The sequence below is a fragment of the Herbivorax alkaliphila genome (genome assembly GCF_030848475.1).
Lineage (GTDB): Bacteria > Bacillota > Clostridia > Acetivibrionales > Acetivibrionaceae > Herbivorax.
Genome location: NZ_JAVDDS010000005.1, coordinates 84,732 through 97,943, shown reverse-complemented (window position 1 = coordinate 97,943; position 13,212 = coordinate 84,732). Strand labels below are relative to the sequence as shown.

Here is a 13,212-nt window from a genome sequence, read left to right as displayed (position 1 = left end):
TGTTCAAAACAAAATAGGAGGGGAAAAAATGGCAAGTGTTAAGCTGAAAAATATGTATAAAGTGTACCCAGGTGGGGTTACAGCTGTTAATGATTTTAATTTAGATATTGAGGATAAGGAATTTATCATATTGGTTGGTCCTTCAGGGTGTGGTAAAACTACAACACTTAGGATGGTTGCAGGACTTGAAGAAATAACTGATGGAGAATTGTATATAGGAGACAAATTGGTAAATGATGTTGCTCCTAAAGACAGGGATATAGCAATGGTTTTCCAGAATTATGCGTTGTATCCTCATATGTCAGTGTTTGACAATATGGCTTTTGGTCTAAAACTTAGAAAAATGCCTAAAGATGAAATTAAGAGAAGAGTTTTAGAAGCTGCTAAGATACTTGATATTGAGCATCTTCTTGAAAGGAAACCTAAAGCATTATCTGGAGGTCAGAGACAGAGGGTTGCACTTGGTCGTGCAATAGTACGTGAACCTAAGGTTTTCTTGATGGATGAGCCTTTATCTAACCTTGATGCAAAGCTTAGAGTTCAGATGAGAACTGAGATAAGCAAATTGCACAACAAGCTTCAAACTACTATTATATATGTTACTCATGACCAAACAGAGGCCTTGACAATGGGTACAAGGATTGTTGTTATGAAAGATGGATACATACAGCAGGTTGACACTCCTACAAATCTTTATGAGCGTCCACAAAATATGTTTGTTGCAGGTTTTATTGGAAGTCCTCAGATGAATTTTATGGATGTAAAAGTTGAGAAGGTTGGAGATGGAGTTGACTTGAAGTTTGGTAAAAATACTGTGAAATTGCCAGAGGGCAAAGCAAAGAAGCTAATGTCAAGTGAATATGTTGGGAAAGAAGTTGTTATGGGTATAAGACCTGAAAACCTTCATGACGAAGCTGTTTACCTAGAATCAATGTCTGACAGTGTAGTAACTGCAAGAGTGGAAGTTGTGGAAATGCTTGGTTCTGAGACATTACTTTATGTAATAATAGAAGAAATTAACTTTGTTGCTAGGGTGAATCCAAGAACGAAAGCTCAAGTTGGAGATTTAATTAAAATTGCTTTTGATACAAATAAAGCTCATCTGTTTGACAAGGAAACAGAAAAAACAATAATGAATTAATTTGATAAAAACTAAAAAATACCAAAGAGGGAAGGTCAAAAAAGACTTTCCCTTTTGTTTTTTTATTTATATAATAATATAAGGGTGTATATATTAAATGTGAAGAACAATATTTTACAATGTTTATTCAATATTTTTATTCATTAAATAACATGCACCCTGGTTTTAATGATAAGTAATTGAGGGGGATGTTAAATTGAGAATTAAACTTTATCAGAATCTTGTAAATCAAGTAAAAAGCATTATTAACGAAGAGTTGGGACTTATGGATGATTCGGGGATTATTGCAGTGTGTTCAAATGAAAAGAAAGTTGGAATGAAAAATCCATTGATATCAGAAATAATGAAATCTGAAAAAACTTTTAATGTTTTTGAAAATCAGTCTTTTCAAAAAATTTATATAAAAAACAAGTTGGAGTTTATCGCATATATTAATTCCACAAATGAGAACAATGCTAAATTTCTCTCTCTTTTATCTATGAATGTTGTTAATTTAAAATCTTATTATGAGGATAAATATGACAAGGCAAATTTTATTAAGAATATAATTATGGATAATATTTTATTAGGAGATATTACATTAAAGGCAAAAGAGCTTCGACTTCCTAATAATGTTTATCGTGTTGCACTTTTGATAAAGACTTTGAAAATAAAAGATATATACCCGTATGAGGTTGTTGAAGGGCTATTTCCAAATAGGAACAAGGATTTTGTCATAATTCTTGATGATGAAACTACAGTTTTAATTAAAGAACTAAAGGAAGAAAATGACTTCAAAGAACTGGAAAATATTTCAAAAGTAATAGTGGATACACTTTCTACGGAAGCAATGATAAAGGCTAAAATTGGAATTGGTACAATTGTTGACAGTATAAGAGACTTGGGAAAATCTTTTAAAGAAGCTAGAATGGCTCTTCAAATAGGCGAGATATTTGAAAGTGAAAAGTCGGTTATAAACTATAATAAATTAGGAATAGGAAGACTTATATATCAATTACCAACAACGCTTTGTGAATTATTTTTGGCTGAAGTGTTTCAAAAGGGAGGATTTGAAACGCTAGACAAGGAAACAATGGATACAATTCAAAAATTCTTTGAAAATAATTTAAATATCAGTGAAACGTCAAGGCAGTTATATATTCACAGAAATACCTTGGTTTACAGACTTGACAAAATTCAAAAGAGTACTGGGCTGGATATAAAAATGTTTGATGATGCAATTATTTTTAAAGTTGCAGTTATGGTAAAAAAATATCTTGACAGCAATCAAGCTTTTAACTATTAATTTTATTCTAAAGCAAACTAAGTTAAAATAAGAAAAATACTCTAGACTGTGAAACTTAAGTTTCTGTAATGATTTCAAACACAATTATTAAATGCATACCTAGGTTCAAAAAAATTATTGCGATTAAAAGAATTTTAATATAAAATAATTAGAGAAGAGGATTTAATCCTTTAATATAGAATAAAACAAATATGGGTTTGACTTTTAAGGAGGTCAACGTGGTAGATTTTAAATCAGTATCAAAAAAATATACAAATGGAACATTAGCACTAAATAAAATAGATCTTCATATTAATAAAGGAGAGTTTGTATTTATTGTTGGACCTAGTGGCTCGGGCAAGTCCACATTGATAAAACTTGTACTAAAGGAAGAAAAAGTTACAGGGGGAAATATACATGTAAATGGTTTTAATGTTTCTAATTTAAAGTCAAAGGAAGTACCTTACTTGCGAAGAAGTATGGGCGTAGTTTTTCAAGATTTTAGGTTGCTTTCTAAAAAAACTGTTTATGAAAATGTTGAATTTGCAATGCACATTACAGAAGCCTCTCCAAAAGAAATGAGAAGACAGGTGCCGATGTCTTTAGGTTTGGTTGGTTTGAGTAAAAAAGCTGATGTATATCCAAACGAGCTTTCAGGAGGCGAACAGCAAAGGGTGGCTTTAGCTAGAGCTTTGGTAAATAATCCATCTTTGTTAATTGCAGATGAGCCGACAGGAAATTTGGATCCCGAAACATCATGGGAAATAATGAAATTAATAGAAGATATAAATTATAGAGGTACCACTGTTATTGTGGCTACGCATGAAAAGGGAATAGTAAATTCTATGAAAAAGAGGGTAATTGCTATTGAAAAAGGTCAAATTATGAGGGATCAGGAGAAAGGACAATACGAAAATGAAGCTGAGAACAAGCAAATATATATTTAAAGAAGGTATTATCAACACATATAAAAATATATTGATGTCTTTTGCTTCTATGGCTGTAGTTGCAGCTTCACTAATTGTACTTGGTGGATTTTTGGCGACTATGTCAAATATAAATCATAATGTAGAGCTGCAAAGTGAAAAGCCGGAGATGGAAGTGTTTTGTGATGCGGAACTTGATGATTCGCAAATTGGGTCTATTGAATGGCTTATCATGGGAGATGACAGAATAAGGGAATATACCATGGTCACGAGAGAAGAGGCCTATGAACAGATGCAGGAAATATTAGGAGACAACAAATCTATAATGGAAGGTCTTGGTGATGATTTTTTATCTGTTTCCTTTACAGTAAGTTTAAATAATTCTGAAGATGCAGAAGATGTAAAGGAGAAATTGCTAGCTTTTCCAGGAGTGTATAATGTAGCATATTCAGAAGAAGCAATAGACTTTATGAGTAGAATCAGTCATTGGGTTAGAGTAGGAAGCAGTTTTGTGCTTTTACTACTGATTATAGTGTCTATTGTAATTATATCTAACACCATTAAATTAGCTGTGTTTTCAAGGAAGAAAGAAATCAATATAATGAAATATATAGGTGCAACTGACTGGTTTATTCGCTTGCCATTTATTGTAGAAGGTGTTATTATAGGTTTGATAGGAGCGATTTTAAGTTTTAGTATAGTGAATTTTGTTTATTCTAAAGTGTTTGATAGATTTGATTTAAATATTTATGGTTTGGAGATAGTTGATAAAAGTGAGATTTATTTTAGTCTTATTTCAAGTATGTTGTTAATAGGTGTACTTGTAGGGGCTTTAGGAAGTGCAGTTTCAATACGTAAATATTTGCGTGTCTAAGAATTTAAATATTCTTAGACGTTTAAATTCAATCTTTTTTTGGGAGGTAGAAATTGGTGAAAAAAGTAATACAACTTAGTGTATTAATATCAATGATGCTTATGGTTATAATTCCAGCATATTCTGATACTCTAAGCAACACACAGAACCAAAGAGACAATGTTCAAAGTGAAATTAATGAGGTTACGTCTCAACAAAGGGATGAAGAACAGAGGTTAAACTCAGTAAGAAATGAACAGCAATACTTAGAGACAGAACAGGGCAGAGCAGAAAGGGAATATAATGAGCTTCTTCAAAAAGTAGATGAATTAAATGGAATTTTAGAAGAGTTAGATGAAGCAATACTTGAAAGTGAAAAAGATTATGAAAAACAGCTGGAAAAGTTTAAGGTAAGGCTTAATGTTATGTATCAGAATTCTAATATGTCATACCTTGAAATTATAGCAGAGTCAAAAAGTATACCTGACTTTTTTAGAAGACTTGATCTTATTTCAGCTATAAGTCAAAAGGATAAAGAGCTTGTAGAGGGGATAGAGAAGGCTAAGAAAGAAATAGAATATAAAAGACAGCTTGCTGAAGATGAGAGAACTGATTTTGAGAGCAAAGCTTCTGGTGCATTAACAGATTTAAATGATATAAAGGCTACAACTCAAGAGTTGGAAGTTCAGATAAGAAGTATTAACTCTAGGCTTAGTAGTTTGGAGAGACGAGAAAATGAATTAATCGCAAAGTCCAGAAGGTTGGAAAATCAGATAAAAAATCTCCAAAAAACCGCAGATTATACTGGTGGAGTTATGACTTGGCCAGTTCCAAGTTCAACTAGAGTAACATCTCCTTTTGGAAACAGACTTCACCCTATTTTGAATGAATATAGAATGCATACAGGTATAGATGTTCCAGCAAACACAGGTGCATCAATAGTTGCGGCTAATGATGGAACAGTAATAATGTCAGGATGGCAGGGGGGATATGGATATACAGTTGTTATTGACCACGGGGGTGGAATTACAACACTTTATGCCCATTGCAGTCAGTTGCTGGTTAGTAGTGGTGCTTCAGTAAATGCAGGAGATGAAATAGCCAAGATAGGAAGTACCGGCCTATCTACTGGACCTCATTTGCATTTTGAAGTAAGAGAAAATGGTACGCCTGTTGATCCTATGTCATATGTTTCAGGTTAAGCAAAAACAAATCCGGGCTTTCCGGATTTTGCTATATTATAAAGAAAATAAGCATATGATATAATTAGAAATTAACAAAAAGAAAGGGAAAAATATGAAACAAAATGTAGTAAAAAATAATATGGGGAGTGTGAGATTTTGAATAATAGTTTTACCAAAAAAGTACTTCCGATAGTGCTTGCCGTTATTGCCTCAGTTACAGTTACATCCTGTGGTTTTTTAGTTTGGCATATAACCAATCCACATATTGTTGTTGTTCCTGCTGATGACCTAGATGATGTTGACAATAGTGGAAGACGAAGTTTTGATCCATCATATGCCATAACTTTTGATAGTAATAAGGTGGATTATGAAAATGTAAAAAGATACAAAAACGTATATAATCTTTTAAACGAGTATTTTTATAAAGAAGTTGATGAAGATGTTTTGCTTGAAGGTTCCATTGCCGGTATGGCGAATTCGTTGGAAGATCCTTATACTGTCTACTTTACAAAAGATCAGATGGAGCTTTTTATGGAGAGATCTCAAGGCAGTTATGTTGGTATTGGTGTGACAGTTAATATGCCTGATGATGGTATTTTAACTGTAGTTGAACCATTTGAAGATTCGCCGGCTATGGAGGCGGGAATGAAGATGGGTGATAAGATAGTAGAGGTTGATGGTGAAGACGTTACTACTATAGGAGACGACAGCATGATTGTAAGCATGATAAAGGGTAAGGAAAACACAGAAGTTGATATTACTGTGTATAGACCATCGGAAGAAAAGTATATTGATTTTACAATTGTCAGAAAGACAATAAAAATAGTGAATGTAAACAGCGAAATGTTGGAAAACAATATAGGCTATATTAGATTATCAATGTTTGATGCCGAGTCTGCTAATTATTTTGGAAATCATTTAAGCAAACTCATTGATAAAGGAATGGAAGGTTTGATTATAGATGTCAGAGACAACCCAGGAGGAGATTTTGAGCAGGTTGTTAAAATTGCAAGTCGTTTGATACATGAAGAACTTATTGTTTATATGGAGGACAGAGCTGGAAACAGGATGGAACAAAATTCAGGAAAATCAGAACTTGATAAACCTATATCAGTTTTGATTAATGAGTTCAGTGCAAGTGCATCAGAAATTTTAGCAGGAGCCATTAAAGACCATGATAAGGGTACGCTTGTGGGGCAAACTACATTTGGTAAAGGTTTGGTTCAGAACATAGCAGAACTGGATGGCGGTGCAGGTTTAAAATTTACTACTGCAACTTATTTTACACCTTTAGGAACAAATATCCATGAAAAGGGCATTGAACCTCATGTGGAGATTGAGCTAGATGAAGAAAACAAGTATCTTCCAGTTTCGCAAGTACCAAGAGAGCAAGATAAACAGCTTCAGGAAGCTATCAAAGCGATAAAAGAGCAGTTATAATTACAAAAAACTTAGCTCTTTTAGGAAAAAGTTTATTACTAATGGATGAACGCTATTTTCTTTAGATTTTATTATATGGCTTCTGTATTAAGTTTGTTAGAGAATTTAATGCAGGAGCATCTAGTAGATGATTTTTCTAAAACTAAACAGTTATACAATCTTTTGCAAACAATATATCAGTAAATTCCTTTAGCTTTACCTAAACATTAGAGCCTAATGTCCAGTCTTAGAGAAAGATAAAGAATATAAACATAAATGTATTATTTTAACGTAACAAATAATGGAGTCTTTTGTAAAGATTTTGTTAAAAGAAATAATATATATTTGTACATATATTTAGCTCAAGTTGTAAATAATACTTTATGGAGGTGGTGCACTTTGGAAAATATAGATGAAAAAATAAAATACGAAGTGGTTACAGAATTAGGATTATTTGAAAAGGTTAAAAAAGAGGGATGGAAAAGTTTAACCGCAAAAGAGACAGGTAGAATAGGCGGACTGATTACAAAGAGAAAAAAATTGATGCAGATGGAAAAAAAGCAAAAGGCACAATGAGGTTTAAGCGTATCTAAGACTCTGCTTTCTACAAGGTGGAGTTTCTTTTTTAAAGCGTAGGAATTTATAAGAATTTAGTTTTTGTAAATTTCTAGGCTAGGGAGCAGCCTTAGAGGGGAATTATAGGGGGCCCTAGCGAATTTTCTTGAGGGGGTTTTTAAATGGATGAGAGTTTTGCTTATGCAGATTTTGCGTATGTATATGATAAATTGATGTACGATGTGGACTATAAAAATTGGGCAGATTTTATTGAGAATATTTTTAAGGTTCATAAAATAAAACCTTCTCTTATGCTTGACCTAGCCTGTGGCACAGGAAGCTTTACTGTTGAAATGGCTAAAAGAGGCTATGATATGATTGGAGTAGATATATCCACTGATATGTTAAACTGTGCAAAACATAAGTCCTTTGATTTTAAAAATATTTTATACTTAAATCAAGACATGATAGACTTTGAGCTTTACGGAACTGTTGATACCATCATATGTCTTATGGATAGTTTAAATTATATTTTATATAAAAAAGATGTAAAAAAGTTATTAAAAAATGTATATAATTATTTGAATGATGGAGGATTGTTTATTTTTGATATAAACACACCTTTTAAGTTTAAAAATATATTGAAAAACAATGTGTTTTACGATGTGTCAGAAGAAATAACTTATATATGGCAAAATTATTTTGACAGCAAAAAAAATATATGTGAATTTGACTTGACAGTATTCATGAAAGAAAATAATATATATAAAAGAATTGATGAAGTTCATTTAGAAAGATGCTATGAGATAAATGATTTAAAAAAGATGATAAGTGAAAGTGGCTTGAAACTTTTAAATATATATGACAATTTGAAGTTGCGTAAAATATCTTCAAAGACTCAAAGAGGATTTTTTGTTTGCAAAAAAGAAATTAATTAAGTGAACTTTTTTAGCTTTAGAAAAACAAAAATAGTTATATTTATGAAAAAAGAAAACAAAAATATCATTTAGTCTTAAAATGAATAAATTTTAAGAGTTAAGGAAAAATAAAATTATAAAAAATAAAAAGTGGCTCAAACTATGTAAAACGTATGTTACAGCAATAGGGATAAAATATAAGCAAAAAAATCAGATTGACAAGCAATGCAAAAATATGATACAATGTTATAGATTTAGTAAGAGCATGTAAAATGCAAGCTAAGTTAAAGTATTAAGTTCAGGAGGCGTGCAGGATGGAAAAAGGTAAAGTAAAATGGTTTAATTCTGAAAAAGGGTTTGGTTTTATTGAGAGAGATGAAGGAAACGATGTTTTTGTACATTTCTCAGCAATAAACATGGATGGCTACAAGACATTAGAGGAAGGTACTGAAGTTGAATTTGAAGTGGTTGAAGGTGCTAAAGGACCTCAGGCTTCAAATGTTAGCAGGTGCCAATAAGGCGTTACATTTGATTAAAAAATAGCCTAAGTACCCCGGTATGAAAAAGTACCGGGGTTTTCAATTGTCTTTTTTTAAAGTATAGAAATTCATAAAAGTTCTAGTTTTTGTAAATTACTATAATGGAAATTGACGAAAAATTCTATTCATTAGAAGGTTATAAAAGTAACTTGCACTAAAAGATAGGTACTAGTGCAAGACACAGTAATTATGTGAGCATATTTTAATGCTCAAAACAATCATAAATGATTATGAATTTACGAAATTTTGCACTAGAATAAGATAAAAAAGTTGACTATACAATAGTTTATAAGGTGGGATTAGCAAATGAAAGATTATATTGTAAGAGCTACTGCAGAAGAAGGTAAAATAAGGGTGGTAGCAGCAGTAACTACTGATACAGTAAAGCATGCACAAAAAGTTCATAACTTATCGCCGCTAGCTTCTGTTGCTATGGGGAGAACTCTTACAGCCTCAGCTTTAATGTCTGTTTTTTTAAAAGGGGATAAGGATACGCAAACAATACAAATTAAAGGAGATGGACCTTTAGGTGGTATTGTTGCAGTTTCTGATTCTAAGGCAAATGTAAGGGGATATGTCCATAATCCATTGATTTATCTTCCATTAAATGATCAGGGGAAGTTTGATGTAGCAGGTGCTGTTGGTAAGGGGTACTTAAATGTAGTTAAAGATATGGGTTTAAAAGAGCCATATGTAGGATATGTGGATTTAGTATCAGGCGAGATTGGTGAAGATGTAGCATATTACTATGCTTATTCTGAACAAATTCCTACCAGTGTGGCTTTAGGAGTTTTGGCTAGTTCAGAAAAGATTATAGAAAGTGCAGGAGGGTTTATTATTCAGCTAATGCCTGATGCAGGAGAAGAGACCATTAGTTTTATTGAAGAAAGAATTAACAAATTACCTTCAGTTACAGGTTTGCTAAAAGAGGGAAAGACACCGGAAGATATACTGGATATAATATTTTCTGAAAAAGGATTAAAAGTTGTAGAAAAAGCTCCCTGTAATTATAAGTGCAATTGTTCAAGACAGCGTATGTATAAAAATATAATCAGTCTTGGAAAAGAGGAGATAATTGACATATTAAAAAAACAGCAGGGAATAGAGACACAGTGCCATTTTTGTAATATGAAATATCAATTTTCTGATTCAGAGCTAAAAGAAATAATTGAAAGCAAAAATTAATATCGATGGTGATTTAAAACAATGAATTTATGAGTATTATAAAGTATGTTAGAGATATAGAGGCATAAATTCAAAAAAATAAAGTTTTAGGTGTTGACTTTATGAAATAAATTTTGTATACTATTTATTGTCGCTTAAATAAAGCACACTCATGTGGGCGCTTAGCTCAGCTGGGAGAGCATCTGCCTTACAAGCAGGGGGTCACAGGTTCGAGCCCTGTAGTGCCCACCACATGAGGCCCGGTAGTTCAGTTGGTTAGAATGCCAGCCTGTCACGCTGGAGGTCGAGGGTTCGAGTCCCTTCCGGGTCGCCAGTATGCCCAGATAGCTCAGTCGGTAGAGCAGTGGACTGAAAATCCTCGTGTCGGTGGTTCGATTCCGCCTCTGGGCACCAAGGATTTTTGCGAAGCAAATGACCAATGGTGGTTTGCTTCGCAAAAACAAATATGCGGGTTTAACTCAGTGGTAGAGTGTCACCTTGCCAAGGTGAAAGTCGCGAGTTCAAATCTCGTAACCCGCTCCACAAAAGTTCACTGGGATATCGGTGTTTTACACTAACTGATATCCTGTATTTAATATATGGCGCCATAGCCAAGTGGTAAGGCCGAGGTCTGCAAAACCTCTATTCCCCAGTTCAAATCTGGGTGGCGCCTCCAAAAAAGAAGCTATAGAGTTACTAACACTATAGCTTCTTCTTTTATTTAATCTTATAAATCTCCACTTTCTTTTAAAACAAACTTAACTTGAGTTTTTTTCTCAAGCACACCCTCATATATAGATTATTTTATAATTTGAAGCCTTTTTATGTGGGACTTATTAATGGAGAAAAGAAAACATATCAATAATTGAATAAAAAAAAGAAAGTCCTATTCGGAACTTTCTTCATCTTTTTTATCATGTAAATTATAAGTTACACATTTTGAAGACCTTCTTGTACGTGTAGTTTTAGGTTTTTCTTTTGCAGTTTCAGTGCTCTTTTTTGAGGATGCACGCTTTTTAGCTGAAGAACTGGGCTTAGCGGATACCTTGTAACTGCAATTTTTGTTTGTACACTTCTCATCGATCATTAATGATCCGCAAGTACAAAATTGTGCCAAATATATCACTCCTTTAATATGATGAGGGTAAAATATGTCTCTTACCTTTACTGGCACCTGGTACGGATTACCACATAAGGTTATAAGTGTATATTTCGTGCCTCTTTAAAACGGTGTGTTGTAATTATTCCCGTTGTTATAAGTATATCACAAAAAGCCTGTAGTTAGTTATATTTTTTCACTTTTCAAAAATATCTTTTTAAGATATAATGGGCATTGTGATATTATTTTTTCATATATTTTTTCCGATACTTATTTTAGTAGGTATATAAATTAACTTCGATGGGAGCTTTCAGTAATGTTTAAAAAAAAGATATTGATAATTGAAGATACTGGGTTCATGAGAAAATTAATTTCGGATATTTTAATAGATTCCGATTACGATGTTGTAACTGCTTCTACTGGTCCTCAGGGTATTCAAAGGGTTAGGGAAGAAAAACCTGATTTAGTACTTTTAGATGTGGTAATGCCGGGCATGGATGGATTTGAAGTGTGCAAGGTTTTAAGAGAGGATGAAAGTAACAATCTTATGCCTATTATAATGCTTACTGCACAGGAAAATGAAGATGATAAACTTGAAGGATTGGAGATTGGTGCAGATGATTACATAATTAAGCCTTTTAACAGCAGAGAATTGGTGAGCAGAGTTAGAAATACATTAAAGCGAATTGATAGAAACAGATGGGCAAATCCCTTGACAGGCCTTAGAGGAAATATTGAGATTCAAACAGAAATCAATCAAAGAATTGCAACAAGTAAAATGTTTGCAGTTATATATTGTGACCTTGACAATTTTAAAGCATATAATGATGTCTATGGTTTTGCAAGTGGGGACAGAGTTATAAAACTGACGGCGGATGTATTGATAGACTGTACTCATACACATGGAAATAGCTCCGACTTTATTGGGCATATTGGAGGAGATGATTTTGTTATAATAACTACACCTGATAAGGTTGATGTAATTTCTAAAAATATTATAAGGGATCTTGATATAAAAATTAAAGAGTTATATTGTAAAGAAGATGTTGACAGAGGTTATATTGTTACAAGTAACAGACAGGGACAGATTATGAAATTTCCGATAGTGTCTATATCTTTATCAGTTGTTACTAATGAAGAAAGAGAGCTGATAAGTCATGTGCAGATAGCGGAAATAGCTGCGGAATTAAAGAAAAAGGCAAAATCAATGCCTGGGAGTGTATATGTTAAAGATAGAAGAAAAGGTTAGGTAAAGCTTTATTTTTGAGGGAGGATAAAATCTTGGATAGAAAAAAGTTATTATTTGAAAGCTATAATAAGGCAATAGAAAAAGGTTATGACAGGCTGTTTAACGACACAAAGCCTGAAAATATTTTAAAAATAAAAGAAGGAGATGCATCAGCTTTTTTAGATGAGGAATTAAAGGAGTGGGAGAGCACGGAATTGGATATTTTAGGAGGAATTAGTCCTGAAAAATATTTCGACAGTATAGATGACTTGAATAATTTAATAGATATGTTTAAAACAGCATCTAAAATATGTGACGTTGACGTGCCTGAAGTGCTTGTGCGTAAATTGGAATATCATGGCGAAAATGCTTTGGATAAATTGATAGAACTAGCTTCTTCGCCTTCTTTAATAAAAGATGAGGAAGAAAAGCTTATTTCTTTGATGGCAATAAGATTTCTTGGAAGGTTAAAGTATGAAAAGGCTGTAAGTACGCTGATAGAACTTTTATATGATGTAGATTTTAAAAATGAAGTTATAATAGAAGAAATAAATGGTGCCTTGGTAAATATTGGTGGTGCCTGTACAACTAAAATAGTAAGTATATTGAGAAGCACAAAAGAAATTGGAAATCTTGAAGAGTATCTTTTATATACATTGGTTCAAATTGGTATAAATACTTGCGAAAAGTCTAATTATGAGGATATATATTCATGCATTAAGGATACATTTATAGAAATGGACAATAAGATTATTGGTGCTATTTGCATTGGAGATTTAGGTGATAAAAGAGCAATAACCTTCTTAAGGGGTTATGTTGAAAAAAATATGGATTCAATTGATTATGATACGTTTTGTGAGATTAAGGCAGCTGTTCACAAACTAGGTGGAAATATGGATGATATAAACTTTTGAACTAAGTAT

The 13,212-nt window shown here is 32.6% G+C and carries 13 protein-coding genes and 5 tRNA genes; 17 read left to right on the top strand and 1 reads right to left on the bottom strand.

Features of this window, described 5'->3' with window-relative positions:
- The first annotated feature begins 28 nt into the window (after positions 1–28).
- From RBH29_RS03025 to RBH29_RS02955, 15 genes are all read left to right on the top strand, one after another.
- Positions 29–1,141, top strand: coding sequence for an ABC transporter ATP-binding protein (locus RBH29_RS03025; RefSeq protein WP_306695039.1), 1,113 nt, complete (start codon positions 29–31; stop codon positions 1,139–1,141).
- 196 nt (positions 1,142–1,337) lie between these two features.
- Positions 1,338–2,426, top strand: coding sequence for a PucR family transcriptional regulator (locus RBH29_RS03020; protein ID WP_306695038.1), 1,089 nt, complete (start codon positions 1,338–1,340; stop codon positions 2,424–2,426).
- A gap of 218 nt (positions 2,427–2,644) precedes the next feature.
- Entirely contained in the window at positions 2,645–3,352 is a 708-nt protein-coding gene (ftsE, locus tag RBH29_RS03015) for a cell division ATP-binding protein FtsE (protein ID WP_306695037.1), read from the top strand.
- On the top strand, positions 3,321–4,205 hold the full coding sequence (ftsX, locus tag RBH29_RS03010; RefSeq protein WP_306695035.1) for a permease-like cell division protein FtsX: 885 nt from the start codon (positions 3,321–3,323) through the stop codon (positions 4,203–4,205). Before ftsE ends, ftsX begins: the two co-directional genes overlap by 32 nt.
- A 56-nt stretch (positions 4,206–4,261) precedes the next feature.
- On the top strand, positions 4,262–5,386 hold the full coding sequence (locus RBH29_RS03005; RefSeq protein ID WP_306695034.1) for a murein hydrolase activator EnvC family protein: 1,125 nt from the start codon (positions 4,262–4,264) through the stop codon (positions 5,384–5,386).
- Positions 5,387–5,524: 138 nt separating this feature from the next.
- Complete coding sequence (locus RBH29_RS03000) at positions 5,525–6,808, top strand: S41 family peptidase (protein ID WP_306695033.1); 1,284 nt, start codon at positions 5,525–5,527, stop codon at positions 6,806–6,808.
- 378 nt (positions 6,809–7,186) lie between these two features.
- Positions 7,187–7,363 (top strand): small, acid-soluble spore protein, alpha/beta type, encoded by a 177-nt coding sequence (locus RBH29_RS02995; RefSeq protein WP_306695032.1) that lies wholly within the window; start codon positions 7,187–7,189, stop codon positions 7,361–7,363.
- Positions 7,364–7,524: 161 nt separating this feature from the next.
- Entirely contained in the window at positions 7,525–8,280 is a 756-nt protein-coding gene (locus RBH29_RS02990) for a class I SAM-dependent DNA methyltransferase (protein ID WP_373463286.1), read from the top strand.
- 293 nt (positions 8,281–8,573) lie between these two features.
- Positions 8,574–8,777 (top strand): cold-shock protein, encoded by a 204-nt coding sequence (locus tag RBH29_RS02985; protein WP_306695031.1) that lies wholly within the window; start codon positions 8,574–8,576, stop codon positions 8,775–8,777.
- A gap of 327 nt (positions 8,778–9,104) precedes the next feature.
- Positions 9,105–9,983, top strand: a complete 879-nt coding sequence (hslO, locus tag RBH29_RS02980; protein ID WP_306695030.1) for an Hsp33 family molecular chaperone HslO — start codon at positions 9,105–9,107, stop codon at positions 9,981–9,983.
- A 155-nt stretch (positions 9,984–10,138) separates the two neighbouring features.
- Positions 10,139–10,214: transfer RNA gene (locus RBH29_RS02975), tRNA-Val, on the top strand.
- Positions 10,215–10,219: 5 nt separating this feature from the next.
- Positions 10,220–10,296 (top strand) — tRNA-Asp (locus tag RBH29_RS02970).
- A gap of 4 nt (positions 10,297–10,300) precedes the next feature.
- A tRNA-Phe gene (locus RBH29_RS02965) sits at positions 10,301–10,376 on the top strand.
- Positions 10,377–10,430: 54 nt separating this feature from the next.
- A tRNA-Gly gene (locus RBH29_RS02960) sits at positions 10,431–10,505 on the top strand.
- 58 nt (positions 10,506–10,563) lie between these two features.
- Positions 10,564–10,638 (top strand) — tRNA-Cys (locus RBH29_RS02955).
- Positions 10,639–10,848: 210 nt separating this feature from the next.
- Here the strand turns inward: RBH29_RS02955 and RBH29_RS02950 are convergent.
- Entirely contained in the window at positions 10,849–11,079 is a 231-nt protein-coding gene (locus RBH29_RS02950; protein ID WP_306695029.1) for a hypothetical protein, read from the bottom strand.
- Positions 11,080–11,377: 298 nt separating this feature from the next.
- On the opposite strand from RBH29_RS02950, the gene RBH29_RS02945 reads away from it, so the two are divergent.
- Positions 11,378–12,310 (top strand): GGDEF domain-containing response regulator, encoded by a 933-nt coding sequence (locus tag RBH29_RS02945; RefSeq protein ID WP_306695028.1) that lies wholly within the window; start codon positions 11,378–11,380, stop codon positions 12,308–12,310.
- A 32-nt stretch (positions 12,311–12,342) separates the two neighbouring features.
- Positions 12,343–13,203 carry a HEAT repeat domain-containing protein gene (locus RBH29_RS02940; RefSeq protein ID WP_306695027.1) on the top strand — a complete coding sequence of 287 codons (861 nt, stop codon included), beginning with the start codon at positions 12,343–12,345 and terminating at the stop codon, positions 13,201–13,203.
- Positions 13,204–13,212 lie beyond the last annotated feature (9 nt).

What these genes read in the sequence shown, in the direction of transcription:
- RBH29_RS03025 (WP_306695039.1), top strand. Translation starts at nt 29, where the DNA reads ATGGCAAGTGTTAAGCTGAAAAATATGTATAAAGTGTACCCAGGTGGG.
- ftsX (WP_306695035.1), top strand. Translation starts at nt 3,321, where the DNA reads ATGAAGCTGAGAACAAGCAAATATATATTTAAAGAAGGTATTATCAAC.
- RBH29_RS02990 (WP_373463286.1), top strand. Translation starts at nt 7,525, where the DNA reads ATGGATGAGAGTTTTGCTTATGCAGATTTTGCGTATGTATATGATAAA.
- RBH29_RS02985 (WP_306695031.1), top strand. Translation starts at nt 8,574, where the DNA reads ATGGAAAAAGGTAAAGTAAAATGGTTTAATTCTGAAAAAGGGTTTGGT.
- hslO (WP_306695030.1), top strand. Translation starts at nt 9,105, where the DNA reads ATGAAAGATTATATTGTAAGAGCTACTGCAGAAGAAGGTAAAATAAGG.
- RBH29_RS02945 (WP_306695028.1), top strand. Translation starts at nt 11,378, where the DNA reads ATGTTTAAAAAAAAGATATTGATAATTGAAGATACTGGGTTCATGAGA.